Below are 25,451 nucleotides of genomic sequence, written 5' to 3'. Positions count from 1 at the left end.
CCTAAAGACGCTATCGCGCTACTCAAACAGTGTGCGCGCGCTTGGCTGGTCTTTGGCACAGGAAACGAACCGAGATGAATGTAAAGCAGCTCGACCTTTCCAGACGCACGATCGCGGTGGCCGCGGCCCTCATCGGCACGGTTTCGCTGGTGATCGGCGCCCATGCTGCTCTCAACATGCGCGCGATCGATGCCGCCAAGGCCGTCTCGACCGACCAGGTTACGGGTTCGATCGCCCAGACCTCCCGCCTCGCACTCGTCATCGGCAATGGACATTATCCCGACGCCAGCGCGCCGCTGACGCAGTCGATCAACGACGCGCGCGCGCTGTCCTCGTCCCTGCGCAAGAACGGCTTTGACGTCGACATGGTGGAAGACGCGACCAAGGACGACATGGTCCGTGCCGTCAACCGCCTGAAGTCGCGGATCAAGCGCGATACCGTCGTCATGCTGTTCTTCGGCGGCTACGGCGTGCAGGCCGGCCGCGAGAGCTACATGCTGCCGGTCGATGCCGCGATCTGGAAGGAAAGCGACGTCCGCCGCCAGGGCGTTTCCATCGATGGCGTGCTCGACATGATGAAGGAGCAGGGCGCCAAGGCCAGGCTCGTCGTCGTCGACGCCTCCCGCCGCAATCCCTATGAGCGCCGCTTCCGCTCCTACAGCCACGGCCTCGCGCCGATCAGCGCGTCCGACAATGCCCTGATCCTCACCTCGGCCTCGCCCGGCAAGGTCGTCGACGACGGCAAGGGCGAGCACAGCGTGCTGGTCAGCGAATTCCTCAACAACCTCAACGCACGGGGCAGCGCCGAAAGCGTCTTCAACAAGACCCGCGTCGCCATCTCGCGCGCAAGCGAAGGCGACCAGGTCCCGATGGTTTCCTCCTCGCTGCTCGAAGACGTCCATTTCGGCGAAGCCGGCGGCTAGTTTTTTCTGAGGGCTCGCGAGCCCTCGTAGGGTGGGCAAAGGCGCGAAGCGCCGTGCCCACCATTTTTCCAAGATTTCGATAGAAAGACGTGGGCACGCTTCGCTTTGCCCACCCTACGGCGTGCGTGCTTGGGCACGTCTGCCTCTCCACCGTCATTGCGAGGAGCGAAGCGACGAAGCAATCCAGAATCCTTCCACGGAAAGATTCTGGATTGCTTCGCTGCGCTCGCAATGACGATCGTGGTTACTTCGCCGCTTCCGCGGCCATCACCGGACGCACCGGATCGCCTTCACGCAACAGCGCGCCGGCGCGGGCGACGACGACATCGCCTTCGTTGAGACCGTCGCGGACCTCGATATTGCCGCCGGACATCAAGCCGACCTCGACACGCTTGGTCTCGACGCGGTTGCGGCGGATCACCTGCACGACGGTGCCGGCGGAGGAATATTGCACTGCTGTCAGCGGCACCGCGACGTTGCAGCTCTGCCCGGTCTTGATCAGCGCGCGCCCACTCGCCTTCAGCAGCAGCCGCTTCTGCGAGGAGATGCCGATATAGACCATGCCCTGCTGGATGTTCGGCTCGACGGTCGGGCCGATGCGGCGCACCTTGCCGTCGATGTCGCCGGCGCCGGCGATCCGCACCGTGGCCGGCTGATTGACGGCGAGCTTGCGCATATCGGTGGTCGCCACCAGGCCGACGAGATCGTATTCGCTGCGCGCCACGATCGTGAACAGCGCCTCGCCCTTGGCCGAGGCGAGATTGCCGATCTGGGCCGTCGAGGTCGCGATCACGCCCGCCACCGGCGCGGTGACCTGCAGCGTGCCGCCCTCGGGGAGCGCTAGCCGCGCCAGCACCTGGCCGGCGGTGGTGGTGTCGCCGGCTTCCGCCAGCACGTCCGTGACCTTCAGGCCCGGGCGCTCGGGCCGCACCGACGTTTCCTCCCGCGCGATGATCGTGCCGGTGGCCTCGACGATGTCGGAGAAGCAGGATTTTGCGACCTTCAGCACCGTGACGGCCGGCCCCTTGGGCGCGTCGTCATCGGCAGCTCTGGCCGGATATTGACCGAGGAGCAGCACGCCGGCGACGGCTGCGGGACACAGGCTTCGAACAACGGCACGGGGCAAATGACGCATCGGAAATTCCACGGGGTTCAAGCCCTTCGATCGATAGCAGATGGCAACGGGCCGGACTACGGCCGCGTTGCCCATGTCAGGATGCCACGCCGGCGCGCGCCGCCGCGGCAAGTCATTGATTAGTCGCGGGATTGGAGATCAGGTTCGCCGCCCCCGGGCGCGGGGCGGCGTGATTGCGGCCGTCCATGGGGTGTGGATCACGTCAAGAACGTCACGCCGGAGACCGCGGCAATGGCTGGCCGTCAGCTCGGGCGCTCGCCCAGCAGCTTGCCGGTGGAACGATCGATCAGGTGCAGGCGCGTACAGGCCTGGCACGGCACGGAAACATGCGTGCGACCGCTCGGCTCGTCGTCAAGCCGATGCTGCACGTTCATGCCGGTTCGGGGGCACCTGAAAACGATCTGACGGTCCATGCCCGGTGATATGACTCCAAGCCGGGCCTCGCGAAATTACGGATGATTACGTAGCTCCGCCGCGCCTGCCTCACGGCAGGTTCAGAAACTCCACCCAATTCGGCTTCTTGCCGGTCGGATAGGATTTCAGCTTGGCCAGCGCGCCGCTGCTCTGGTCGATCCCATAGACCGTCATGCTGTCGGCGAGTTCGCCGACCGCGGCGAGGTAGCGGCCGGAGGGATCGACGTTGAAACCGCGCGGTTGCTTCTCGGTCGGCACGCTGCCGATCGTGGTCAGCCTGCCGCTGGTCGCGTCCACCTTGTAGGCGGTGAGCGTGTTGGTGGTGCGCTCGGAGGCATAGAGGAAGCGGCCGTCCGGGGTGATGTGGATGTCGGCGGCCCAGGGTTTGCCGGAAAACCCTTCTGGCAGCGCGGTGGTGCGCTGGATCTCGTCCCAGGCGCCGCTCTTGGCCTCATAGGTGAAGGCTGCGACGTCGCCGTTCAGCTCGTGGAGGAGATAGACGAACTTCCCGCCCGGATGAAACACGAAGTGCCGCGGCCCCGATTTCTCCGGCACCTTGTGGGTCGGCGGATCGCTCGGCGTCAGCGTGCCGGCGGTGACATCGAACGCGAAGCTCAGCACCTGGTCGGAGCCGAGATTGGTCGCGAACGCGAAGCGGTTGTCGGGCGAGGGCAGGAAGGCATGGGCATTCAGCCCGGTCGGGATCACCTGCTTCGGCTCGCCGGCGACGCCGTTTGCAAGCAGCGGATTCAGCGCGACCTTGTTGCCGCCATAGGAGGCGCTGAACAGGAACTTGCCGCTGTGGTCGACGGCGATATTGGCCATGCTGTCGGCGAGCGGTCCGTTGCCGATATGGCTGAGCTGGCCCGTCTTGGGATCGATCGCAAAACTCACGGCGAGGTACGGCTGCGAGCGGATTCCGGCAATCAGCACGCGGTGGTCGGGCGTGATCGCGAGCGGCGTCGAGGAGCCGGGCTTCTCGACGCCCTTGAAGGCGGCCGTCTGCACGGGCGTCATCTCGCCGCTGGCGGTCATCTTGAACACGCTGATGTCGTTGCTGTCGGCGTTGCCGACATAGGCGAAGGTCTCGGCCATGCCGGCGTGGACTCCAGAAATGAGAGTGAGGGCTGCGAACAGGGTGGTGGCAATCGCAGCGCGTGGCGCTTTGGATGCGATGCGTCGGGTCGGTCTCAACATGGGCTCCTCCTGAAGGCCGGGTCGCGGCATCGTCGTTTTGCCGGCGAGGATAGCCGGCGGCGCGCCACCGCACCAAATTCCAATTGGGATCGATCGATGCCGAAATTGGATCGGTCGCCGGGAGGGCTACCGCATGGAAGCCGTCCGGGAGGGCAGATGCGGGCTGGACGGAGGAGCGGGCGGTCCGAGCACGGTCCAGACTGTGACCGCAACCAGGGCGGATGTCAGGATGGTCCAGGCGATGAGCCGCTTCCGCATCAGGCCGAATCCATAGGTCAAGAATGTCCGGGGCACCCGAGATCCTGCACTGCAAACCGCGGCAATCCTATGAACTCGTTCACAGGCGAAAACCGCCGGCGCAATCCGAACCAATGCCGCGGCAGCGCATTGAACCGGCATGCCCCGCGAAAACGATCTCGAAGGTAAGCCCGACATGGGCGGCAAGCATGGCGGCCAGAAAGGCCAGCCCAAGCCGCCGCAGCGCCCGCATGAGGGCGAGCGCGACGCCGACGTCGTGGCAAAGCGCCACACCAGTCAAACCGATCCCGCGTCGCCGCCGACCAAACAAAAATAGCCTGCACCCGCACCGGGAACGGCGGCCTCACCTTGCCGTTACCCTGATCCCGCGGGCGGATGAATCGAATGGAGGCTGGCACGTGTTTTGGATCTATTGGAACACCGCCTGGTCGCTCATCATCAGCGGCATCATGTTCGCCACCATCGTCAGCCATCCCGACTCCGAGATCGCCGAAGTGCGTGCCGCAAAACGTTTGATGTGAGCACGTCGCTCCTGCGTCATGTCATGCTGCGCGAAAGCGCGATGACGATCGTCATCGCGCTTCCGACCCGAGGCGCGGGTCAGTAGTCCCACAAGGCCGGACCCAGCGAAAGTGGTCGCCGTCGACCGCACCCGGCCGACCGAGGGGAACGGCATGTGCGTGGCGACGAGGAGCTCTTCGCTCGCCGCCAGCTCCCGCAACAGACCGACCCGAACCCGAGCGGCCTCTTCGGGATCATGCTCGAAGCCGTTGTGCCAGTCGGGGTGGTCGAATCCGACTGTCGCGATCGGGCCCGTCCGCGCCGGACAAATCGAGCTTCCTTCCCGACGCGGATGTTCGCGCCGAAGGGTTCGGAGGCTGCCTAAGCACTTCCGAACCGCGGTATTTGCCGTTACCGTCCATTCTCCGATCGGGCATGAACATGAGACGGCGAGAGTTCATCATCATCCTGGGCGGCGCGACCACCTTGGGTGCGTTGCCCGCGCGCGCTCAGCAGCGTGAGCATGTTCCGCGTGTGGGCATTGTCTGGATCGCTCCGCAATCGGTCGTAAGTCCGTTTCACGACGCATTCCGCGCGGGACTGCGCGAGCTGGGTTATATCGAAGACCGGACGATTGCTCTCGAAGCGCGCTTTGCGCAGGGAAAACTCGAGCTTCTGCCGGGGATCGCCGAAGAGCTGGTGCGAGCCAGGGTAGATGTCCTCGTTGCGCCGGCGAGCGTCATTGTTCAATCGCTGAAGCAAGCAACAACGACGATCCCGATCGTGATGGCCAATGTGACCGATCCGGTCGGCTTCGGATTCGTCAAGAGCTTGCAACACCCCGGTACAAACATCACCGGCTTTTCGAACTTGATGGTCGAGCAGGTCGGCAAGAACATCGAGTTGTTGAGAGAGATGCTTCCGGGCCTGATGCGGCTGGCGGTGCTGGTGAATCCGGCGGTGCCGGATGCTGCACTCGTCTTGAGGGAGGCGCGCGCCTCCGCGCGCGTCCTGGGCTTTGCGGTGCATCCGGTAGAAGCCCGCCAGGCGGAGGACTTTGACGGCGCTGTCCGGCAGGCGAGCGATCAAAAATGTGATGGCCTGCTGGTATCGACGGTCGAGGGCCTGTTCTTCGTCAACCGGGCCCGCATCATCGAAGCCGCTGCCAAACACCGGATGCCGGCCGCCTTCGCCGCGCCGCCGTTCGGGCTGGCCGAGGCAGGCGCCTTGTTGAGCTACGGTGCGAACACGCCCGACATGCTGCGGCGCTCCGCCCGCTACGTCGACCGGATCATCAAGGGCGCGAAGCCGGAAGATCTTCCCGTGCAGCAGCCGGTCAAGTTCGAGCTCGGGGTCAATTTGAAAGCAGCCAAGGCCCTTGGTCTCGCCATTCCCACCTCCATTCTGCTGCGGGCCGACGAAGTGGTCGAATGACACCGACCAGGAGATGAACGCGAGACTGGGACCGCTTCGAGCATGCGGGCTTTGTCGAGGGAGCGCGGCGATGAACTGCGCCGCCCGCTAAGCCGCCGCGGCGTGCGCCGACAAGAGCTGCTTCAATTTCGCTGCGGGCACGGCCGGGCTGAACAGCCAGCCCTGCATCTGGCTGCATCCGAGCTGGCGCAGCACCTCGCGCTGGGCCTCGGTCTCGACGCCTTCGGCAGTCGTCGCCATGTGGCGGGCGGCGGCCATGTGCACCACGGCCCGCACGATCGGGGAGGAATCCTCGGGTTCGCCGATGTCGCTGATGAAGCTGCGGTCGATCTTGATCTTGTCGAACGGGAAGCGGTGCAGATAGCTCAGCGACGAATAGCCGGTGCCGAAATCATCGAGCGCGATGCGCACGCCGAGCTCGCGCAGCTGCTGCAGGATCGTCAGCGCCTCCTCGTCGTCGCGGATGAGGACCGTCTCGGTGATCTCGAGCTCGAGCCGTCCGGGCGCAAGCCCGGACTCCGCAAGCGCCGCGGCGACCTTGAGCGCCAGCGTCCGCGAGCGGAACTGCACCGGCGAGACGTTGACTGCGATGTGAATCTGGCCGGGCCAGGAGGCGGCCTCGGTGCAGGCCTGCTTTAGCACCCATTCGCCGATCTCGCCGATCAGCCCGGTGTCTTCCGCCACGGGAATGAAGTCCGCCGGCGAGATCATACCGCGCTCCGGATGGCGCCAGCGCAGCAGCGCCTCGCAGCCGGTCACGACATTGGCCGCGAGATCGACCAGCGGCTGATAGTGCACCTCGAACTCGCCGCGAACGAGCGCCTGACGCAGATCGAGCTCGAGCTGACGGCGCAGCCTCGCCTTGGCGTCGTATTCGGGCGCGAAGACGCGGTAGGTGCGGCGCCCTTCCGACTTCGCCGCGTACATCGCAAGATCGGCGCGCTTGAGCAGATCGTCGAGATTGTCACCGTGGTCGGGCGCGATCGCGATGCCGATGCTGGCATCGGTCGGGATGTCCTGGCCCTTGCAATCCACCGGCGCGCGCAACGCCGCGAGGATGTTCTCCGCCAGCGCCGTGAGCTCGGCCTTGTCGCGGGTGCCGGCCTTGACGATGGCGAATTCGTCGCCCCCTAGCCGGGCGACGAGATCGTTGCCGCTGACGCAGGCGCGCAGGCGCATCGCCACCTGGCGCAGCAGCTCGTCGCCGACCTCGTGCCCCAGCGAATCGTTGACGCCCTTGAACTCGTCGACGTCGATATAGAGGATGGCGAACGGCTTGCCCTCGCGGAGCTCGGCAACGCGCCGCTCCAGATGCCCGCGCATCAAGACGCGGTTGGGCAGGTCGGTCAGCGCGTCGTAATGCGCCATATGCGCGATGCGCTCGTCGGCGCGGATGCGGGCGGTGACGTCCTCATGGGTGGCGAGCCAGCCGCCGGCCGCGCCGGGCTGGTTCTTGACCTCGATCAGGCGGCCGTCGGCGGTCTCGACGATCGTGTTCTGCGTGCGCCCGACATTGCTCAGGATGTCGTCGCAATAGGACGCGACGTCGCCGTGGAACGATCCGGTGTCATGGCGATGCTGGATCACGTCGCGGAAATGGGCGCCGGGCTTCACCACATCAGGGGACAAGCCGTACATCTCGATGTAGCGCCGGTTGCAGACGATCAGCCGCTCGTCCTGATCGAACATCAGGAGCCCTTGCGTCATCGTGTTCATCGCGGTGTCCAGCCGCTGCTTCTCGATCGAGAGCCGGTGCGTGACCTGGCGGAAGATCAGGAACAGCGTGAGCACCAGGAGGCCGATCGACAACACGGCGACGGTGACGAAGAATTTCGTTTGCGTGCGCCAGGTCGCGAGCGTCGCGTCCAGCGATTTGGTCGCGACCACGACCAGCGGCTCGCCGGCGAGGAGGCGCGAGGCGACGATGCGGTCCTTGCCGTCGATCGGGCTTGCGATCTGCATGGAGACGAAGGTGCGCTCGAACACCGCCATCTGCTCCGGTGTGCCCTTGCGAAAATTCTGCCCGATCATCGCATCGACACGCGGAACGCGCGCCAGCAATTGGCCGTTCTGGTGGTGCATCGCGATCGAGGATTCCTCGCCGAGCCCGGTCGAGGCGAAGAAGGACTCGAGCTGCTCGGGCGCGATCGCGCGCGAGACCAGCCCAAGGAATTCGCCGTGCGGGCCGGACACGCGCCGTGCGAGCACAATCGCCGGTCCGTTGCCGATCCGGCCCTGTACGACCTCGATCTCTTCCTGCGCGGCCGGATCGTTCTTGAGGCGGTTGAAATAGCCGCGGTCGGCGACCGAGACGTCGGCGACCGGCCAGCGCCGCGACGAGTTGATCAGCACGCCGCTGGCATCGAACAGATTGGCACCGGCAACGTCGGACCAGCCGCTGGCTTTTGCACGCAGCACCTCGTGCATGGCCAGCGTGCCCATCTCGCTGCGGAAGATGTCGGCGGATTCGATGCCGCGGCTCTCGAGCTCGGCGATGATGCTCTTCTGGAGCACCGCGAAATCCTCGAACTCGCGGTCGAAATGCCGGGCCAGCAGGCGCACGGAGTTTTCAAGGCTTTCGCGGCCGCTCTCGATCGCGTTCTGCCGGAAGCGGTCGACGGTGAGCGCGGTGCCCACGGCCATCGCGGCCATCAGCACGAAGCCGCCGACGATCAGCCATGTCAGTGGCGCTCCCCGCCAGCGACGGAGCAACGCGCGCATACGCGCGGTCCATCGGATCGATGTGCCCATGCAGCCCTCCCGTGGGATGCAAGATGCAGCCAAACCGAAAAGACCCCGTTACCATCAAGGGTTAGGGAACTATGAATCGGAGCGGAATCAGTGGGTTGGTTCCCTGGACTCGAAGGCCGACGCGCTCACCGCCGGATGCCCAGCTCAGGTCTTGTAGGGTGGGCAAAGGCGCGCTTCGCGCGCCGTGCCCACGATCTGTCCATGATGGATGGAGGTGGTGGGCACGCTTCCGCTTTGCCCACCCTACGAAGCCACGAGCCTACGAAGCCGTCCTCACCGCTTGATCTCCCAGTTCAACGCTTCCGCATTGCCCTTGGCGAACATCTTGGGGACGTCGAACTTGCCGGTCGTGAGGTCATAACGGCATTTCCAATCCGCCAGACCCTTCACGGCGACGTTCTTCGGATGCTTGTCCATTTCGCCCGACAGCGAGATCACGAGGTAGCGGTTGCTGGGCCAGTCGACGCCGAGCCAGCGATAGGCATCTTCCGTGCCCTTCATCAGGTTGGCGGAGATGTGGTAGTCGAGCTTCATGTTCCCAGTGTCGGGCCGGCTGTGGAAATAGGCCCAGGCGAGGTCGCTGAGCGACTTCTTCGTCGCGTTGACGAAGGCGCCGTTCTCGACGTGATAAAGAAACAGATCCTGCGAGCCCGAGCCGGTCTTCTGCATCCGTACCAGCCATTGCGAATCGCTGGTGAAGCGGAAGCCCGCGCCGTAGCCCTGCTCCGGCTTCAGCTCCGTCATCTGCTCGCCGCGTCGCGCCCAGACCTGCCATTTGACGCCGAAAAGGTCTTCGCTGTCCTTCATGTACTGCTCAAGCCTGGTGGCGCCGTCGGGCGAGGTGAAGGTGAGGTCGGCGTTGTCGGTGAGGACGAAGCCCGGCGGCGGGCCGGAGGCCGCGAGCGCGGGAGAAGCGGCGAGCGTCAGGGCAAGCGCCAGCCATGGCGCGGTGCGAAAAAATGCGGTCACGGGAAAATCCTAAAATATAGCCGCGGTGCGGCCTCGCTGATTTGACGCCGAGGGGGCCGCGCCGGTTCATCCCCGGCGCATTGGCTAAGCGATCATCCCTTCGACCGACTTGCTGCGGTGGCCAAATCGGCGCACCTTGCCGGCCTCGCTGATTTGTCACCCAAGGTTCGTTTCCGATGATGACCGCATCCAAGGCCTTCATTGCGTTCTGCCTGCTCGCCCTGGTCGGCACGGTGCTGGTGATCGGCCCGACCGAGCTGCGCCGTCTGCTGCCGGATGGGACCAAGACCGCAATCGCCGCCAAGCCGGAGACCAAGGCCGAACCCAAAGTCGAGGCCAAGGTCGACCTCAAGCCCGCGCCGAAACCGGAAGCGCCCAAACCGGAACAGCCAAAGCTTGCCGCCGCCACGCCGCCTGCGCCAGCACCAGTGGCGCCGGCGCCGAAGGCCGGCGCGCTGGCCGAGACCCAGAAGCAGGTCGCGGCGCTGGGGGATCTCGCGCCGGTCAAGCCGCCGGCGGTCGCCGACACGGGTCCCCGTTTCGACGTCGCCCGCGTCGACGATCACGGCGAGGCGGCGGTGATTGCCGGCCAGGCCGCGCCGGGCGCGAAGGTTGAGCTGCTGCGCGATGGCAAGCCGCTCGATACGGTGGTCGCCGACGCCTCGGGCCAATTCGTGATGACCCCGCCGCAACTTCCCTCTGGTTCCTATGAATTGACGCTCCGGGCCAGGGCGCCGGATGGCACGGTCACGCAGTCCGGCCGGACCATGCCGGTGACCATCGCCGAGGCGGCGCCGCCGCCTGCGCGTCCGGTGCCGGTCGCGAAGCAGGAGTCGAAACAGGCCGAGAAGGCGGATGACAAATCGGACGTCGTGGCGTCGCTGCCGTCGGGCGCGCCGCATCTTGCCTCGACTCCCGACAGGTCCCCCATCCGGTCGAAATTGACCGGCGCACCGAGACCCAAGGTCATGGCGCGGGCCCCCGCCGCGACGAATGTGGCATCGGCCTCGCCGACGGACGCGCTCCAGGCCGCACCGGCGGAGGCAGGCGGCAACCGCGTGATTTCCCGCGGCGACAGCCTGTGGGCGCTCAGCCGCCTCGCCTACGGTGACGGCGCCCGCTACGCCGTGATCTTCAAGGCCAACCGCGACAAGATCCACAACCCCAATCTGATCTATCCCGGCCAGACGTTCGTCATGCCGCAGAAGGCAGAGTGAGGGGGCTTCCCTCTGCGGCCATCCTTCGAGACGCCCGCCTTTGGCGGGCCCTCAGGATAAGGACGGAGTGCGCGGGCACTCGCTTCAACGAGCACCGATGCCAGTTAGCCTTATCCTGAGGAGACCGCGAAGCGGCCGTCTCGAAGGACGAGGCGCGCTCAGGTCGCGCAAAGCGCCATACGCGATAGCCTGCGCAAAAGGAAAGAGTCATCGCCCGCGACGCTTTGCCCTGTGCCGCCTGGGAACAATTGGTTCCCTCGCGCGTCATCTCGATGCGGCGCAGTGCGCGCTTGGCGCTGGGAGGAGGCCGAATTGGTCAGGTCAGCGGTCATGTCGGGACGCATGGGACTGGCGCTGACCGGCGCGACCCTCCTGATTGCGGCAGTGCTGTTGCCTACCAGAGCCGAGGCCCAGTTCGGATTGCGCGGCGGTCCGCTCGGCGTTGCGCGTTTCGCCGTCGGCCACATGATCGGCGCGTCGCGACTGCGCCATTCCCGCATGGCGGTGCGGGGTAGTCGATACCGCTCCGCCGCGCTGAGGTCGCAAGATCCGCGCGGTGCCGAGCGCGGCCAGCCTTCCAACCCCTACATCGTCCGTGCGGCTCTCTCGGCGCAAGCCGCGCTGGCGGGCTGGCGCGGCGGCCGCCGCCCGCAGGGCTGGTGGCGCCATCCCGACGGCAGCTATGGCTGGGCCGGCCCGGTGTTTTGGCCGTTCGCGCATGACGATCTCGCCAATGCGATCATCTTCGCCGACACCACCAGTATCTCGCTTTATGGCTATGGCGACATCTATGCCGCGATCTTCTCGCCTTACGCCGCCACCGAGCTCGCCGCCTACACCGCGCCGCAAGGCAGGCGCGCGCGCAAGATCCCGTCGGCGCAAAACATCTGCGATGTCAGCGATCCCGCCGGCTTCCCTGCGGAACTCATATCCGCCGCCGTGCAGCCCAACGAATTGCAGCGCGTCGCGCTCGACGAGCTCGTGAACGCCTGGCAGGCTGCCCGCGATAGCATCCGCGCCACCTGCCCGGCCGAGGTACCTGCGACCGCAGCGGAGCGCCTTGGCCTGATGCGCGAGCGTCTCACGGTCATGATCAAGGCGATGGATACGTTCGCGCCACCGCTCGCGAAATTCGAGGGGCTCCTTGACGACGGCCAGAAGGCAAAGCTTGACGGGCTGGCCAAGGAGCGCCGCGCCGCGCTGGCCGCGGGCCAGAAGAAGGATGCGCAGGCTGCATCAGCGTGCGACGCCGACAGCGATCCCCGCTATGACGAAAAGCTGCAGCGTCAGTACGAGCAGTTGGTGCAGCAGCAATGGCCCGCGGGCGATATCGCCTCGACGCTCCATCTCGACGACACCGCCCGCGCCCGTTTCGAGGTGCTGCAGGACACCACCCTGCGCACCATGGAAACGCTCAGCGCCTGCCCGTCACAGCCCGCCGCGACGCCCCAGGCCCGCCTCACCGCCGCCAAGGCGCGGCTGGAGACGATGCTGCAGGCCGTGAACGGAGTTGCTGACGCGCTCGATGATTTCGAAGCCGACTTGAGCGACGAGCAGAAGGCGGGGTTCGAGGCGATTGGGCCGAAGCGAGGGGCGTGATCACCCGCACGCCCAGTCGAACTTCATATCCCTGAAGTCGAGCTGCGCGTTGCCGGTGCCGAAATTGTAGCCGCCGAAATATTCCTCGAACTCGATGTAGAACGGGCTCATCTCCGGCACCGCCTGGCACGGCCGCATGGTGCCGCCGAGATGGTTGTGGGCGTGATCCTTGGCCCAGTCGTGCAGGCGGTAATTCTCGGTGCTCGGGACGCCGCCGACAAAGTAATAGTAGGGCTGATAGTCGCTCGGCGGGTTGCGCGGGAAGTGCGGATCCTGCGGGTCCCTGCCGGCGTTGGGATCGGTCGCGCGCGGCATCAAGGCGATACCGAGGTTCTCTGTCGGATCGGTGCGCGGAGGGCCCGCGAACATCCTCTGCGCAAAGGGCGGGGCGGCCCCGTAGAAAGCGCTGGCGCCGCCGACATCGAGCCAGCGCGGCCGATCAGCCGTCGCCAGCGCAAGCGGCGCCGGCGGTGTCGCGAACGCGCCTTCGTACTCGCTCTTGGTCAGCAACAGCGCAGCATATTCGTAGTCGAGGATGTCGGTCATGCGCGACAGACGCGGATGCGATGGCCGCGCCATCACCGCCTCGCGGATCTCGGGGGTATCGGTTGCGCCGCCGTCAGTGTGATCAGCCGGAGTGGCGAAGAACGACACCGCGACGATGTCCGCGCCATGCACGCGATAGTCTTCCGGCAGCAGAAGCGTGAAGCCGTGCATCAGCGGATAGCCGGTGACCGGATCGAGCGGCCATTGCTCGCTGCTGATACCCGGTGGCAGCCCGTAGACCCAGCCGTGATCGCGCGCCCGGTCGGCCGGACGATCCAGCATCTGCAGATCATAAGCACGCGAAGGCAAGGCAAACGTCACAGGTCGTCTCCGATCAGAGTCGCCGCGCCGTTGAGGCGAGGGTTAGTCGCGGGGAGGTGGGATGTGGTTCGGGGGTGAGACCGTTCCGCCGGTGTTTTGCCCGACGTGCCAAAGAACGTTTACAAGTATCGTCTGGCCGTCCTTCGTAACCCATTGATCTCAAAGCCCCGTCTACTGTGCATGGGGTTGTCTTTCATATTTGTTGGCCCGTAGCCCGGATGGAGCGAAAGCGCAATCCGGGGCTGTCGCTTGTGGCACGACCCCGGATTTCGCTCCGCTTCATCCGGGCGACCGCGCATGATATTCGGATAAAGAAAAATTCTCTTTACCAGAAGGGCGACACACCCTATGCTCCCTCCCAACTCATCCCATGGTAAGGGACGGATCGCGATCGTCAGGGTTCGTGGGGTGAGGGGCGGTGGACGCGGGCGGCGTTGGCGCCAGATGCGGTCGCAGGGCGGGTAGTCCCCGTGAGCGATCAGCGGGCGCGTGTACGACGATGTCGAACGCGTACGGCAAAATCGTGTGGTCGTGACGCCCGAATTTCTGGCGTCAAGTGTTGCAGCGGTGCGCTGGTCCGACCGGACCGGCGCATCCGATGAAAGCTGCAAGACGACGGTGGCAACAGAGAATCGACTCACCGGCGAGAGCGCGACATAAGCCGTTTCAACCACTGCGCAGGGAAGGCCGGGCATTCGGCCACACCTGTTTCTCCCCTGTGAGCGACTATCACGCACTCACGCACAGGGGGCTTGCGGGTGCCAGCCGGTGCCCGGTCTTCCCTGCGCCCTTCCATTTCGAAGGGTAGCAAGACCTACGCAAAACCCGGGCGCGATGTGCCGCGGGATCGCGACATCTGTCGGTGCGCGCTAACAAGCGATGCCTCACCAGGTGAGGCAGGCGAGGAAGTTAACCCCGCATCCGAACCGCCGCGGCATCCACCACGTTCGCCACCTCCTCGCGCCAGCTCAAAATCTCCATGGCGAGTACGGGGTGATTGAAGCCCTTGAGCTGGAGATCGTCGAGGGCGCGGGCTTCGACGAAAGGCTCGACGATGCCGTAGACGCGGCGGCTGACCACGATCTGGTTGGGCTTGGCCTCGCCGCAGAGGCGCGAGGCAAGGTTGGTGACGCTGCCGATCGCGGCATATTCCAGCCGCTGCTCGAAGCCGACCTGGCCGAGCGTGGCATAGCCGACCGCAATGCCGATGCCGAAGCCCAGACTGTGCCCGCGGTTGCGCCAGCGTTCGGTCAAGGGGCCGATGGTTTCGCGCATCTCCACCGCCATCTTCACGGCGCGCTTGGTGTGGTCCTCGAACTGGATCGGCGCGTTGAACAGAATCATCACGCCGTCGCCGGCATATTTGTCGAGCGTGCCCTCGTATTTGAAGATCAGCTTGCCGAGCGCTGCGTGATATTCGCGCAGCACGTTCATCGCCTCTTCCGGCTCGGTCGCTTCCGTGAACGCGGTGAAGCCGCGCAAATCGCAGAACACCACGGTCACCTCGCGGCGCTGGCTGGTGAGTAGCCCTTCCGGGCTGTCGGACGACGCGATCAGCTGCGCCACCTGCGGCGCCAGGAAACGCTCGAGCTTGCGGATGCGCTCGATCTCGCCGAGCTGGGTCTTGACGCGTTCCTCCAGCGACTTGTTCCAGTCCTTGAGCTGCTCGGTCTGCTGCTTGAGCTTGTCGGCCTGGGCGCGCACGGTCTCGCTCGCCGCCTCCAGCTCGCGGCCCTTGTGATCGACCTCGGTGAACAGGCGCGCATTGCGCATCGCCAGCACGGCCTGGTTGGCGAAGGTGCGCATCAGGCCGATGATGCTGCCGGCGAACTCGCCACCGGCGCGGCGCAGCACCACCAGCGAGCCGAGCGTGCCCTGCTGGTCGACCAGCGGCACAACCAGCACCGAGTGGAAGCCGGCGGCGATCGCGACCTCGCGCAGCGGCTGCTCGGCGGCATGATCGAGATCGGGAAGCGCGATCGGCTCGCCGCTCCTGGCGGCATCGCTCAGGATGTTCTCGCCTTCGTCGATGGTGACATGGGCGCCGTCTGCGGATTTGTCGATGCCATTGGCCTCGACCAGGTGGAAGCGGCGCCTCTCGGCATCGAAGCCGTAGATCAGCACCGCGTCGGCATGGGTGATCTCGATCGCGCGCGCGGCGATCGTCGGCAGCACGGCGTTGAGATCGAGCGAGGAGGCAACGGCGCGGCCGACTTCCTCCAGAACTTTCAGCTCGTTGATCGACTGCGCGAGATCGCGCGTGCGCTCATCGACCTTGGTCTCCAGGTTCGAATAGGTCTCCTGGATCTGGCCGGCCATGCGGTTGAACTGGCCGGCGAGATCTTCCAGCTCGTCCGAGGTGCGCACCTCGATGCGGTGGCTGAAATCGCCCTCGCCGAGCTTGTGCGCGCCGTCGCGCAGCGCCGTGATCGGGATAATCATGCGACGGGCGAGCAGCGTGCCGGCGAGGATCGCGACCATCAGGCCCATCCCGATCAGGAGCGCGATGCGCACCAGCTGGTCGCGGATCGGCATCAGCGCCTGCGTGGTCGGCTGCTCGAACAGCACGCTCCAGCCGAGCTTCGGCACGGTGCTCGCGGCGCTCATCACCGCATGGCCGTTGAAGTCGGTGCCCGAGGTGTCGGGCTCGTGGCCGGGCGCGATCGCGGCCGCAACCTGCGGCAGCTTCGACAGGTCCTTGCCGACATCGGGCCCTTTCGACGATGTCGCCAGCACGCGGCCGCGCGGATCGACCACATAGGCAAAGGCGGCCTTGCCGACTTGCGCGTCCGACAGGAAGTCGGAGAGGAAGCTGAGATCGATCTCCGCCACGGTGACGCCGGCATTGAAGCCGGAATGCGCCACCGAGATCGACATCAACGGCGTCCGGTCGACGAACCATGCTGGCGCATAGCTGACGCCGCGGGCGACGGTCTCGGTGAAGCGCATGTCGCGGGAGAGGTCGGCGTTGCTGCCGGTCGTGGTCGACTGGCGCGAGACGCGCAGCACCTCGCGGCCGTCACCGTTGAGCTGGAACAGCTGGTTGACGACGGAGACCTGGTGCAGCAGCGATGCGTAGTCGGCGCGGCGCTTCTCGAGGGTGTCCTGGCTCGCCCGCGTCACCCAGCTGATCTGGCGATCGAGCTCCGAGATCGACTGCTCGATCCGGCGGGCCGCTGCTTGCGCCTTGTCCTCGAGGCCGTCGGTGAGCTGCGTCCGGGTGGCGCGGTAGGAGATCCAGGTCTCCATCGCGCCGTTGACGGCGAGGACGAACACGACGAGGCCGACGAGGGAGACGACGTATTTGGCGAACAGGCCCTCGCGCAGAAACCGTCTCTTGTCGTTCGCTCCTGCCATCCCGATCCTCTCGCGCCGCCATCGACGCCGGCGCTACGGGCGTAGCCCCTTCGGGGCCGTTCTATCACAATTTGGGCCAAAGGACCGCCGCGCGGCGGGGGACCGGCCGGCGTGGTTACTCCCTGTGGACGTGGGGCGGGTGGAAGGGGGAGTGAATTGGCGCAGCCTCGTCCGTTCGAAGGAAGCCGGGGCGAGAGGCTGATGTAAGGGGATGGCCGTGGAGTTCAGCCCGCCAGTCAGCCCATCACCGGTTAAAGAGTTGCCGCAGCACGTCGTTCATTGGCTGACTGTCCTGCTGCGCGGCCGGTGGGTCGTCCATAGCTGGGGGCGCGGGCGAGGCCTGCGGCGCCGGTGTGGCGGGCGTTGCCGGCAGGCTGCGGCTGCGGCCGGTGCCCGGCGCGGTGCCAGTGCTGCTTCCCGCGCCATTGGAAAGCCCCTGCTGAATCAAATTGCCGATCGCCTCCCCGAGCCCGCCGCCGAGCAGATTGTTCTGGCCCGGCTGCTGGGTTTGCGGATTGGCATTGCCGGCCGCATTGCCGCCGGGCGCTGTCGTGCCGCCGAGACCGAGGCTACCCAGAATGTTGCCGAGCCCGGCGCCGTCAGGGCCGAACAGGCCCTTGCCCATCTCGCGCAGCTTGGCATAGGCGGCATCCGGATTGTCCAGCATGCCGGCCATATCAGGATAGATCCGCGGCTGCGACCAGCTGCCCTGGATCATCACGGGAATGCCGAAGCCGACCGGCTCATTGGCGCGGCCCTGACCTTCGGTCGTCATCACCAGCTTCGGCTCGACGCGAAAACCCATCATCTTGGTGTCGAGCGCGATGGTGCCGGCGCCGGTGACGCGGACCAGCGGCCCGATCAGATTGAGATCGGTCGTCACCGCCTGACCCTTGTCGATGCGGAACGAGGCCGAGAGCTGCGACAAATCCGTGCTCTGCTCCCGGCCTTGGTCCTGGTTGTCTTGCCAGCCGGACAGCGTGCCCGAGGTCAACGAGCGGATCATCTGCGCGACGTTGATGCCGCGGATGGCGCCGTCCTGGAAATTGACGAAGGCCGTGCCCTGCATGTTCGCCATCAGCGCGCGCTGGCTGGTGCCGGCGCTGCGCAAGGCGAGCTTGGCCTGCAGCTTGCCGTCGATGCGGTCGAATTCGGCAAGGCCCTGAAGCAGCGGCAGCGCGCGCACGCCGACGAGATCGGAATGCATGGCAAAGCTCGGCGCGCCGGTGGTCGCGTCCAGGATCACCTCGCCCGAGACCTGGCCGCCATAGGCGCCGAGATTGGCGGTGCCGGCCTTCAGCACGCCGCCGGCGAGCTTGCCATCGAGCGCCAGCGGCGCGATGCGTGCATCGCCGATCACGGCCTCGTTCGCGGAAATCCTCACCTGCGCATCGACATAGTTGAGCCCGGACACGTCGATCGGCGCATTGCTCCAGGGTTGCCCGGCCGTGCCCTCCGGCGATTTCGCCAGCGGAATCGCAAGCCGCTGGAAGTCGAGGTCGACCTTGACCAGGGGCTTGCTCGCAATGTCGACCGAAGCCCAGCCGTTGAATGCGCCGTCGCCGAGCTTGCCATTCACGCCGTTGATCATCACGACATCGCCGCTCAGCCGCATATCGGCGTGACCGGTGAGTTGAGACTTCAGCACGCTAGGCATGTCGATGGCGAAATCCACCGGGATGGTCGGTCGGTCGGCCGGCGGCGCCGGCGTGGTCGCCTTGATGTCGAATTTGGTCGGGTGGTCGCCGACGCGCGCGGTGCCGGTGATGTTGACCTTGCGGTCGTGGTCGACGGTCGCGTCGGCGTTGATGGTGCTGATGCGGCCCTCGACACGATCGCGCACGCGGGAGAATGCGACTTCGCCGTCGGTGACCTTGACGCGGGCGATGGACGCGCCGCCGACATCGGGCGCGAGCGGCTTCGACGAGGAGCCCGGATTCGGCAGGCGCTCACGCAGCAGCGGCTGGTAGAGCACGGGATGGGTGACGACGAGCTCACTGATCTCAGGGCGGCCCGACCATACGCTCGAGAGCGACATGTCAGCCTGCACGCTGTCGACCGTCAGGCGCGTGATGCCGCTGCGATCCCGGGGGTCGGCAAGCGTAAGGTCGTTTAGGGTGACGTGCAGCGTCGGCCACAGGCTGATCCTGGTGGTGCCGTCGACCGACAGACGATACCCGGTCGCGCTCTCGACGCGCGAGGCGATCGTCGAGGTCAGGAAGCCCGAGGGGATCCCGACCACCAGCAGGATTGCGATCACGAGGATGACGGCGGCCAGAGCCGCGCCGGCGAATTTTACTGCTCTCATCTCGACTTTCCAGCGACGGACAATCGGCGTCGAATCCCGCAGACGACCACCCTTCGCACCCATCCTTTGCGCCTGAGTTTATCCCCGGACGGGAAGCAGCTCCAAGCGCGTAAAAATAGTCAGGGGGTGCTGCAAAGTTATGTGACTTATGACACACTTCCCCGGCGCGGTTTTACGCGATCCTGATGTTGATGGTTTCCAGCGGTTTGCCAAGAAAACTGACCAGGACGTTCACAAGGACATTGAAATGAGCAAGCAGGCCGAATTTGCGGTCATCCTGAAGATGAACGCGATGTTCGCGGATCTCGGTACAGACGAGCTCCAGCGGTTGTCCAATCTCTGTCACACCCAGCATCTGGGGAACGGCGAGGTGCTGTTCCAGAAGGGCGATCCCGGCGACGCGCTGTTCGGCGTGCGCCGCGGCCAGGTCCGCATCGAAACCGGCGCCTCCGACGGCAGCCGGCTGACGTTGAATTTCATGGGGCCGGGCGACCTGTTCGGCGAAGTCGCGGTGCTGGATGGCCAGAATCGCACCGCGGATGCGACCGCGGGCGAGGCCAGCGAATTGTTCGTGCTGCGGCGCGAAGATTTTCTCAGCTTCCTCGAACGCGAGCCGAAGGTCGCGATCAAGATCATCGCATTGCTCTGCCAGCGCATCCGCTGGCAGAGCGAGCGCATGGAGGAATCCATGCTGCAGCCGCTGCCGGTGCGTTTGGCGCGGCGGCTCTGCGCACTCGCCGCCGATTTCGGCTCCGAGGTGCACATCTCGCAGGAGCAGCTCGGCGTCTTCGTCGGCGCCGCCCGCGAGAGCGTCAACCGCCAGCTGCAGGCCTGGCGTAAAGAAGCGATCCTCGATCTCCAGCGCGGCCGGATATTGCTGCGGAACATGAACAAGCTGACCGCGATCGCGCGGAACGAGTAGGGCTCAACCGATCGGGAGCCAGCGTCGGCGCACACGATTCCGGTCGATAGTGATGCTGCTCTGAATCTCGTCCTCAGTCAGAGCGGATAGAACCTCCGCCAGTCGGCGTTCGGACACCTTCTTCTGTCCAATCGCCGCCTCGGAAGAGAACGAGACTTGGGCTGTCGGTGCCCGCGGTTGCGATGAGACGAGGATAGTCGAGGTCCGCTGTCACGACCGTACGCGCCTCCCGCCTGGCGCGCTCGATGATCTCAATATCGCTCGCAGCATGAAGGCCAGCCTCGGAGGCGTGAACGGCATCATGCCCCCTCTCTGTCAGCCAGCGCGACAACGCCGGCGAGAGCGGCATGTCAACGAGGAATTTCACGATGCCGGGACGGTGGAGGGCAGCTCGACAGCCTCGTCTTCCGCGAGGAAGGCCGCGTAGCGCAGCGCTTCATCGATGTCTTCGCGTTCGAGATACGGGTAATCGTTGAGGACCGACTCCCGGGTCTCGCCGGCCGCCAACAGGCCGAGCAACCGTGCGACAGGAAAACGCAGCCCGCGAATGCAGGGCTTGCCGGTGCAGACCGTAGGGTCGATCGTGATCCGCGTGAAAGTCATACAGGTAACATAACGCCTGGGGGCGCCCTTCGCCAGTGCGTCCCTTTGGCTGCTTGCCTTCGAATCTCATTCCGCAGCGCGATGTGCGACGTCCTTCGATTCCGGTGCCGCTCCGTGATGACCGTCCGTCTCGGCATCCTCGCTGTGGACAATCAGCCGCTTGGCGAAGCGCCAGATCAGGGCGCCGAAATCGTCCATCACCATGAACATCGCGGGCACGAACACCAGCGACAGGATGGTCGAGAAGATCAGGCCGCCGATCACCGCGAGCGCCATCGGCGAGCGGAACTCGCCGCCGGCGCCGACCGCGAGCGCGCTCGGCATCATGCCCGCGGCCATCGCGATCGTGGTCATCACGATCGGGCGGGCGCGCTTCATGCCGGCGTCGATCATGGCCTCGTCTCGCGGCTTGCCGGCGTGAATGGCTTCGATGGCGAATTCAACCAGCATGATCGCGTTCTTGGTGACGATGCCCATCAGCATCAAAATGCCGATCCACACAGGCGTGGTGAGCTGCTTGCCAGTGAGCAGCAGGGCCGCGATCGCGCCGCCGATCGAGAGCGGCAGCGAGAACAGGATCGTGATCGGCTGCAGGAAGGTGCCGAACAGCAGCACCAGCACTGCGTAGACCATCATAAGGCCCGCCGTGATCGCGGTGGCAAAGCCGTCGGACAGTTCGTTCAGGCTCTCGGCATCACCGGAGGGAGAGACCCTCACGCCCTTCGGCCGGCTCTTCATCACCGGCAGGTCGTAGATCTTCTTGGTGGCGTCGCCGAGCGCGGCGGAACCGACGAGGTCGGCGGCGACGGTCGCCTGCCGTTCACGATCATAGCGGTTGATGCTGGTCGGACCCTGGTCGAGCTTGACGTCGGCGATGACCGAGAGCGGCACGCCGCCCTTCTCTCCGTGCTCGCCGAGCGGGACGCGCAGCTGTTCGAGCGTCTTCAGATTGCCGCGGGCGGCATCCTCGAGCTGCACGCGGATCGGCACCAGTCGGTCGCCGACGTCGAATTTGGCGAGCGCGGGTCCGACATCGCCGATGGTGGCGACGCGGATGGTTTGCGACAGGCTTTCGGTCGAGACGCCGAGCCGCGCGGCGAGATCGGCGCGCGGTTCGACGCGCAATTCGGGCCGCTCCAGCGTGGTTTCCGAGATCACGTTGGAGATGGTCGGAATCCGCTTCATCTGCGTCGCGAGCTCGCTCGCGAAATTGTTGACGATGTTGGCGTCGACGCCGGTCACGACCAGCGAAATGGCGCGCAGGCCGTTCTCGTCGAGGAACCAGAAGCGGATGTCCGGAATGTTCTCCAGCTCCTGGCTGATCGAAAATTCGAGCTCGCGCTGGGTGATGTCGCGGGCATCCTTGGGCGTGTAATTGATGATCAGTGCCGCGCGCCGGACTTCCTGGGTGCCCGGCGGAACGCGCCCGCCGTCGACGAAGATGCTCTTCACCTCGGGCCGTTTGCGCAGGCGCGCGACGATGTCCTCGGTGACCTTTTCGGTGTAGGCGAGCTGGGTGCCCGGCGGCAGCTCGAGGGCGAGCAGGGACCGCGCGCTGTCCTGCGCCGGCAGGAATCCCTGCGGCAGCAGCGTGATGCTCCAGATCGAGGCGGCAAAGACGCCGAAGCCGACCAGCACCGTGATGAAATAGTGCTTCACCGACCAGGCCACGATCCGATGATAGGACCGCAGCACGCGGCCGGGCGGCGGCTCTTCGTGATGGCCGTGCTTGAGGAAGTAGGCTGCGAGCACCGGTGTGACGAAGCGCGCCGCGAGCAGCGAGAAGAAGACCTGCACCGAGACGGTGATGCCGAACTGCTTGAAGAACTGTCCGGCGATGCCCGACATGAAGCTTGCGGGCGCGAAGATCGCGATGATGGTCAGCGAGATCGCGATCACCGCGAGGCCGATCTCGTCGGCGGCTTCGAGGGCGGCACGATAGGGCGATTTGCCCATGTTCATGTGCCGGACGATGTTCTCGATCTCGACGATGGCGTCGTCGACGAGAATACCGGTCGACAGCGTGATAGCGAGGAAGCTGACGAGGTTCAGCGAGAAGCCGAGGAGGTCCATCGCCCAGAACGCCGGGAAGATCGACAGCGGCAGCGAGATCGCGGCAATGATGGTGGCGCGCAGGTCGCGCAGGAACAGCAGCACGATGACGACGGCGAGGATAGCGCCTTCGAACAGGGTCGAGATCGCCGCGTGGTAATTGCCGTTGGTGTATTCGACCGAGGTGTCGATCACCTTCAGGTCGACGTCCGGATAGGCGGCCTTGAGCGCGTCGACGCGCTTCTGCACGGCCTCGGCCACCTTCACGTCGCTGGCGCCCTTGGAACGCTTGATGCCGAGCGCGACGATCGGCTCGCCGTTGAAGCGAGCGAAGGTGCGGCGGTCGGCGATGGTGTCGGTGACGGTACCGAGATCGTCGAGCCGGACCTCGCCGCCGCCGAACAGCGGGATCATGGTGCCGGCGAGATCGCTCAGCGTCTTGGCGCCGGCGAGGGTGCGGATCGCCTGGTCGTTCTTGCCGATCTCGGCGCGGCCGCCGGCGACGTCGACATTGGTGCCGCGCAGGCTCTGGCTGACATTGACGGCGGTCAGACCCATTGCCTGCAAACGGTCCGGGTCGAGCGAGACCAGGATCTCGCGCTCGACACCGCCGATGCGCTCGACCTGGGCGACGCCGCGGACGCCTTGCAGCGCGCGCTTGACCACGTCGTCGACGAAATAGGAAAGCTGCTCCGGCGTCTTGCCGGGCGATATCGCGGCATAGGTGACGATCGGCAGGCCGATGACGTCGACGCGCTGGATCAGCGGCTCGGTGACGTTCTGCGGCAGGTTCGAGCGCACACGCGTCACCGCGTCCTTGACGTCGTTGAGGGCGCGGTCGGTGTTGGTCTCCAGCGCGAACTGGATGGTGGTGACCGACACGCCGTCGGTGATCTGTGAGGTGATGTGCCGCACGCCCTCGACGCCGGAGACCGCGTCTTCGACCGTCTTGGTCACCTGCGATTCGAGCTCGGCGGGCGCCGCGCCGAACTGCGAGACCACGACCGAGATCACGGGAATGTCGGCCGAAGGCAGCCGCGTCACCGCGAGCTTGGTGAAGGACACCCAGCCGAGAATCAGGAGGATGATCGAGAAGACGACCGACGGCAGCGGATTACGGATCGACCATGCCGAGATATTGAGAGCCATCAGCGTACCCGCGTGCGATCGAGTTCATCGGCGAACATGGTCTTGATCTGGTCGCCGTCATGGAGCGAAGAGCCGGCGTCGGCGACGACGATTTCGCCGACGTCGAGGCCTTCGAGGATTTCCGTCGCGCTGTCGGACGACAGTCCGACCCGTACCTTGCGCGTCTCGATCGTGTTGCCCTTGACGACCTGAATGGTGAGATGGTCGATCGCGGTCTTGGGGATCGAGACACCGCAGCTTCGCTTGGCGTCGATCGAGGCGCGGGCGAACACGCCGACCTTCAGCGAGGGATTGTTGGTGACGCTGATGCGGACGCGGCCGAGCTGCGTGGCGCGGTCGATCTCGGGCGCAACCAGCCGGACCCGGCCGATCAAGTCGGGCGCGTCGTCGCGGCTGATGCGCACGGTGGCGCCGGAACTGAGCTTGGGCATGTGCACTGCCGGGACCTGAGCATCGAGCTCGATCTCGTTGTTGACGGCGATGCGGAACATCGGGCCGGCCTGCGGGGATGCGGGCGCGCCGACGATCGTGCGGACTTCGGTGACGAGGCCCGGCGCAGGCGCCTTCAGCGAGATCGGGCCTTGCGGGCCGGGTCGCTGCGGCTGGCCCGGGATCTGCGGCGGCGCAGTCAGGCGCGCCAGCTCCTGGTTGTCGGAGACGACGGTGCCTTCGGTGACCAGGAGGTCGGTGACCCTGGATCCCTCCTGATCGGCGATGACCACGGCCTCGCGGCGCGGCACGAAGAAGCCGGTCACCCGCACCAGGTCGGAGAAGCAGGCATTGGTCGACTTCGTCACGATGACGAGCGCCTCGCTCTGCGTCTCCTTCGGCTCGGGGCGCTTGCGATGCTCGAACAGATAATAGCCGACGCCGAGCGCGACGACGAACACCACGGTGCCGGCAGGCTTGAGATATTCGGAGAGGTTCATCGCCGGATCATCCTGGCCTGGCTCACGGCCGTCCGCGCGAGGCCCATCAAGAGCGTTTCCATGAAACGAAGCGGCGTCCCGCAAGGCTGCGGGACGCGCTTTGGAAGCGAGACCTTACACCACATCACGACTTGTCACTGCAAAGGATTACGTCGTGCTCACTTCGATGCGGTGGTCTTGTTTTCCATGTTGACGACCTGCACGCGGCGGTTGGCCTCGGCCATCGGCTGGCTCGGGTCCTTCAGCTTGCTCTTGCCGTAGCCGACGGTGACGAGGTCGGTTGCCGAGATGCTGTACTTGTCGACGAGGTAGCGCTTGATCGAATCCGCGCGGCGCTCCGACAGGTCCTGGTTGTAGGTCTCGCCGCCGGCGGCGTCGGTGTGGCCGGCGACCACGAAGGTCGATCCCTTCAGGTCGGGGCTCGTCAGCGCGCGGCCGAGCGCCTGCACGGAGGGCATCGATTTGGCGCTGATATTGGCCGAGTTGTAGTCGAAGGTGATTTCGAGATCGATGTTCGGCTTGTCCTTGGCGACTGAGGCGATTTCCTCGCGTTCGGTCGATGAGAGCGAGCGCGTCGAGCGGCCGCGAACGGACTGGATCAGCTTGGTCTCCGCCGCGTTCGGCGCGGGATCGGCCTGCGGGGCCATCGAGAGGCCGCGGGTCAGAGGCTTCTTCGCGGGTGGGGCGAGTGCGCGGACGATCTCGTCCTCAGTTACGTTCTTGCTGTTGCTTTCTTCGCCGGCGAAGGCGGACGAGGTCGGCAGCGACAGAGCGGCACCGATGGTGATGATGGACAGGATCGCGGTCAGTCCCTTTGCAGCCAATCTCATAGCCAGTCCCTCCTGCGCAGCCAGCTTGCGTGCTTC

20 protein-coding genes and 1 pseudogene are annotated in these 25,451 nt (G+C 65.7%); 7 read left to right on the top strand and 14 right to left on the bottom strand.

The window, feature by feature from the left end:
• Positions 1–74: 74 nt before the first annotated feature.
• Positions 75–923: a caspase family protein gene (locus tag IVB26_RS37430; RefSeq protein ID WP_246932049.1), complete on the top strand. Its 849-nt coding sequence runs from the start codon at positions 75–77 to the stop codon at positions 921–923.
• Positions 924–1,167: 244 nt separating this feature from the next.
• On the opposite strand, the gene IVB26_RS37425 is transcribed toward IVB26_RS37430, so the two are convergent.
• From IVB26_RS37425 to IVB26_RS37415, 3 genes are all read right to left on the bottom strand, one after another.
• Positions 1,168–2,058, bottom strand: a complete 891-nt coding sequence (locus IVB26_RS37425) for an efflux RND transporter periplasmic adaptor subunit (protein ID WP_247969861.1) — start codon at positions 2,056–2,058, stop codon at positions 1,168–1,170.
• 242 nt (positions 2,059–2,300) lie between these two features.
• Positions 2,301–2,471, bottom strand: coding sequence for a hypothetical protein (locus IVB26_RS37420; RefSeq protein WP_247969860.1), 171 nt, complete (start codon positions 2,469–2,471; stop codon positions 2,301–2,303).
• Between the two features lie 70 nt (positions 2,472–2,541).
• A complete protein-coding gene (locus IVB26_RS37415) occupies positions 2,542–3,669 on the bottom strand; it encodes a lactonase family protein (RefSeq protein WP_247969859.1) in 1,128 nt (375 codons plus the stop codon).
• A 397-nt stretch (positions 3,670–4,066) separates the two neighbouring features.
• Here IVB26_RS37415 and IVB26_RS37410 point away from each other — a divergent pair, with 397 nt between their 5' ends.
• Positions 4,067–4,243, top strand: coding sequence for a hypothetical protein (locus IVB26_RS37410; protein ID WP_247969858.1), 177 nt, complete (start codon positions 4,067–4,069; stop codon positions 4,241–4,243).
• 82 nt (positions 4,244–4,325) lie between these two features.
• Entirely contained in the window at positions 4,326–4,448 is a 123-nt protein-coding gene (locus IVB26_RS43070) for a hypothetical protein (protein WP_256468902.1), read from the top strand.
• 79 nt (positions 4,449–4,527) lie between these two features.
• On the opposite strand, the pseudogene IVB26_RS37405 reads toward IVB26_RS43070, so the two are convergent.
• Positions 4,528–4,735 (bottom strand): annotated as a pseudogene (locus IVB26_RS37405) (MBL fold metallo-hydrolase); the annotation flags it as partial.
• Positions 4,736–4,863: 128 nt separating this feature from the next.
• Between IVB26_RS37405 and IVB26_RS37400 the strand changes: the two are divergent.
• On the top strand, positions 4,864–5,862 hold the full coding sequence (locus IVB26_RS37400) for an ABC transporter substrate-binding protein (protein WP_247969857.1): 999 nt from the start codon (positions 4,864–4,866) through the stop codon (positions 5,860–5,862).
• Positions 5,863–5,949: 87 nt separating this feature from the next.
• Here IVB26_RS37400 and IVB26_RS37395 read toward each other — a convergent pair whose 3' ends face one another.
• The gene (locus IVB26_RS37395; RefSeq protein WP_247969856.1) at positions 5,950–8,613 is read right to left on the bottom strand and encodes a bifunctional diguanylate cyclase/phosphodiesterase; all 2,664 of its coding nucleotides are present in this window, start codon (positions 8,611–8,613) and stop codon (positions 5,950–5,952) included.
• A 273-nt stretch (positions 8,614–8,886) separates the two neighbouring features.
• Complete coding sequence (locus IVB26_RS37390) at positions 8,887–9,582, bottom strand: hypothetical protein (RefSeq protein ID WP_247969855.1); 696 nt, start codon at positions 9,580–9,582, stop codon at positions 8,887–8,889.
• A 176-nt stretch (positions 9,583–9,758) separates the two neighbouring features.
• Here IVB26_RS37390 and IVB26_RS37385 point away from each other — a divergent pair, with 176 nt between their 5' ends.
• Complete coding sequence (locus tag IVB26_RS37385; RefSeq protein ID WP_247969854.1) at positions 9,759–10,799, top strand: LysM peptidoglycan-binding domain-containing protein; 1,041 nt, start codon at positions 9,759–9,761, stop codon at positions 10,797–10,799.
• Between the two features lie 330 nt (positions 10,800–11,129).
• A complete protein-coding gene (locus tag IVB26_RS37380; RefSeq protein ID WP_247973368.1) occupies positions 11,130–12,398 on the top strand; it encodes a Spy/CpxP family protein refolding chaperone in 1,269 nt (422 codons plus the stop codon).
• Here IVB26_RS37380 and IVB26_RS37375 read toward each other — a convergent pair whose 3' ends face one another.
• From IVB26_RS37375 to IVB26_RS37365, 3 genes are all read right to left on the bottom strand, one after another.
• Positions 12,399–13,226: a hypothetical protein gene (locus IVB26_RS37375; RefSeq protein WP_247969853.1), complete on the bottom strand. Its 828-nt coding sequence runs from the start codon at positions 13,224–13,226 to the stop codon at positions 12,399–12,401.
• 948 nt (positions 13,227–14,174) lie between these two features.
• Complete coding sequence (locus IVB26_RS37370; RefSeq protein ID WP_247969852.1) at positions 14,175–16,622, bottom strand: adenylate/guanylate cyclase domain-containing protein; 2,448 nt, start codon at positions 16,620–16,622, stop codon at positions 14,175–14,177.
• A gap of 244 nt (positions 16,623–16,866) precedes the next feature.
• Positions 16,867–18,930 (bottom strand): AsmA family protein, encoded by a 2,064-nt coding sequence (locus IVB26_RS37365; protein ID WP_247969851.1) that lies wholly within the window; start codon positions 18,928–18,930, stop codon positions 16,867–16,869.
• Between the two features lie 247 nt (positions 18,931–19,177).
• Between IVB26_RS37365 and IVB26_RS37360 the strand changes: the two genes are divergently transcribed.
• On the top strand, positions 19,178–19,852 hold the full coding sequence (locus IVB26_RS37360; protein WP_247969850.1) for a Crp/Fnr family transcriptional regulator: 675 nt from the start codon (positions 19,178–19,180) through the stop codon (positions 19,850–19,852).
• A 73-nt stretch (positions 19,853–19,925) separates the two neighbouring features.
• Here the strand turns inward: IVB26_RS37360 and IVB26_RS43580 are convergent, their stop codons facing one another.
• The 5 genes from IVB26_RS43580 to IVB26_RS37340 all read right to left on the bottom strand — a co-directional run bounded on the left by IVB26_RS43580 (position 19,926) and on the right by IVB26_RS37340 (position 25,415).
• Entirely contained in the window at positions 19,926–20,201 is a 276-nt protein-coding gene (locus tag IVB26_RS43580; protein WP_458309304.1) for a DUF5615 family PIN-like protein, read from the bottom strand.
• A 14-nt stretch (positions 20,202–20,215) separates the two neighbouring features.
• Positions 20,216–20,455, bottom strand: coding sequence for a DUF433 domain-containing protein (locus IVB26_RS37355; RefSeq protein WP_246930292.1), 240 nt, complete (start codon positions 20,453–20,455; stop codon positions 20,216–20,218).
• Positions 20,456–20,521: 66 nt separating this feature from the next.
• A complete protein-coding gene (locus IVB26_RS37350; protein ID WP_247969849.1) occupies positions 20,522–23,656 on the bottom strand; it encodes an efflux RND transporter permease subunit in 3,135 nt (1,044 codons plus the stop codon).
• On the bottom strand, positions 23,656–24,585 hold the full coding sequence (locus tag IVB26_RS37345) for an efflux RND transporter periplasmic adaptor subunit (RefSeq protein WP_247969848.1): 930 nt from the start codon (positions 24,583–24,585) through the stop codon (positions 23,656–23,658). Before IVB26_RS37345 ends, IVB26_RS37350 begins: the two co-directional genes overlap by 1 nt.
• A gap of 158 nt (positions 24,586–24,743) precedes the next feature.
• The gene (locus IVB26_RS37340; protein ID WP_247969847.1) at positions 24,744–25,415 is read right to left on the bottom strand and encodes an OmpA family protein; all 672 of its coding nucleotides are present in this window, start codon (positions 25,413–25,415) and stop codon (positions 24,744–24,746) included.
• Between the last annotated feature and the right edge of the window lie 36 nt (positions 25,416–25,451).

Source organism: Bradyrhizobium sp. 195 (assembly GCF_023101665.1).
GTDB lineage: Bacteria > Pseudomonadota > Alphaproteobacteria > Rhizobiales > Xanthobacteraceae > Bradyrhizobium.
Note: the sequence above shows the minus strand (reverse complement) of the source record. Positions and strands in the feature narration are given on the sequence as shown.

What these genes read in the sequence shown, in the direction of transcription:
- IVB26_RS37430 (WP_246932049.1), top strand. Translation starts at nt 75, where the DNA reads ATGAATGTAAAGCAGCTCGACCTTTCCAGACGCACGATCGCGGTGGCC.
- IVB26_RS37425 (WP_247969861.1), bottom strand. Translation starts at nt 2,058, where the DNA reads ATGCGTCATTTGCCCCGTGCCGTTGTTCGAAGCCTGTGTCCCGCAGCC.
- IVB26_RS37420 (WP_247969860.1), bottom strand. Translation starts at nt 2,471, where the DNA reads ATGGACCGTCAGATCGTTTTCAGGTGCCCCCGAACCGGCATGAACGTG.
- IVB26_RS37415 (WP_247969859.1), bottom strand. Translation starts at nt 3,669, where the DNA reads ATGTTGAGACCGACCCGACGCATCGCATCCAAAGCGCCACGCGCTGCG.
- IVB26_RS37410 (WP_247969858.1), top strand. Translation starts at nt 4,067, where the DNA reads ATGCCCCGCGAAAACGATCTCGAAGGTAAGCCCGACATGGGCGGCAAG.
- IVB26_RS37400 (WP_247969857.1), top strand. Translation starts at nt 4,864, where the DNA reads ATGAACATGAGACGGCGAGAGTTCATCATCATCCTGGGCGGCGCGACC.
- IVB26_RS37395 (WP_247969856.1), bottom strand. Translation starts at nt 8,613, where the DNA reads ATGGGCACATCGATCCGATGGACCGCGCGTATGCGCGCGTTGCTCCGT.
- IVB26_RS37385 (WP_247969854.1), top strand. Translation starts at nt 9,759, where the DNA reads ATGATGACCGCATCCAAGGCCTTCATTGCGTTCTGCCTGCTCGCCCTG.
- IVB26_RS37380 (WP_247973368.1), top strand. Translation starts at nt 11,130, where the DNA reads ATGTCGGGACGCATGGGACTGGCGCTGACCGGCGCGACCCTCCTGATT.
- IVB26_RS37375 (WP_247969853.1), bottom strand. Translation starts at nt 13,226, where the DNA reads ATGCTGGATCGTCCGGCCGACCGGGCGCGCGATCACGGCTGGGTCTAC.
- IVB26_RS37370 (WP_247969852.1), bottom strand. Translation starts at nt 16,622, where the DNA reads ATGGCAGGAGCGAACGACAAGAGACGGTTTCTGCGCGAGGGCCTGTTC.
- IVB26_RS37365 (WP_247969851.1), bottom strand. Translation starts at nt 18,930, where the DNA reads ATGAGAGCAGTAAAATTCGCCGGCGCGGCTCTGGCCGCCGTCATCCTC.
- IVB26_RS37360 (WP_247969850.1), top strand. Translation starts at nt 19,178, where the DNA reads ATGAGCAAGCAGGCCGAATTTGCGGTCATCCTGAAGATGAACGCGATG.
- IVB26_RS43580 (WP_458309304.1), bottom strand. Translation starts at nt 20,201, where the DNA reads ATGCCGCTCTCGCCGGCGTTGTCGCGCTGGCTGACAGAGAGGGGGCAT.
- IVB26_RS37355 (WP_246930292.1), bottom strand. Translation starts at nt 20,455, where the DNA reads ATGACTTTCACGCGGATCACGATCGACCCTACGGTCTGCACCGGCAAG.
- IVB26_RS37350 (WP_247969849.1), bottom strand. Translation starts at nt 23,656, where the DNA reads ATGGCTCTCAATATCTCGGCATGGTCGATCCGTAATCCGCTGCCGTCG.
- IVB26_RS37345 (WP_247969848.1), bottom strand. Translation starts at nt 24,585, where the DNA reads ATGAACCTCTCCGAATATCTCAAGCCTGCCGGCACCGTGGTGTTCGTC.
- IVB26_RS37340 (WP_247969847.1), bottom strand. Translation starts at nt 25,415, where the DNA reads ATGAGATTGGCTGCAAAGGGACTGACCGCGATCCTGTCCATCATCACC.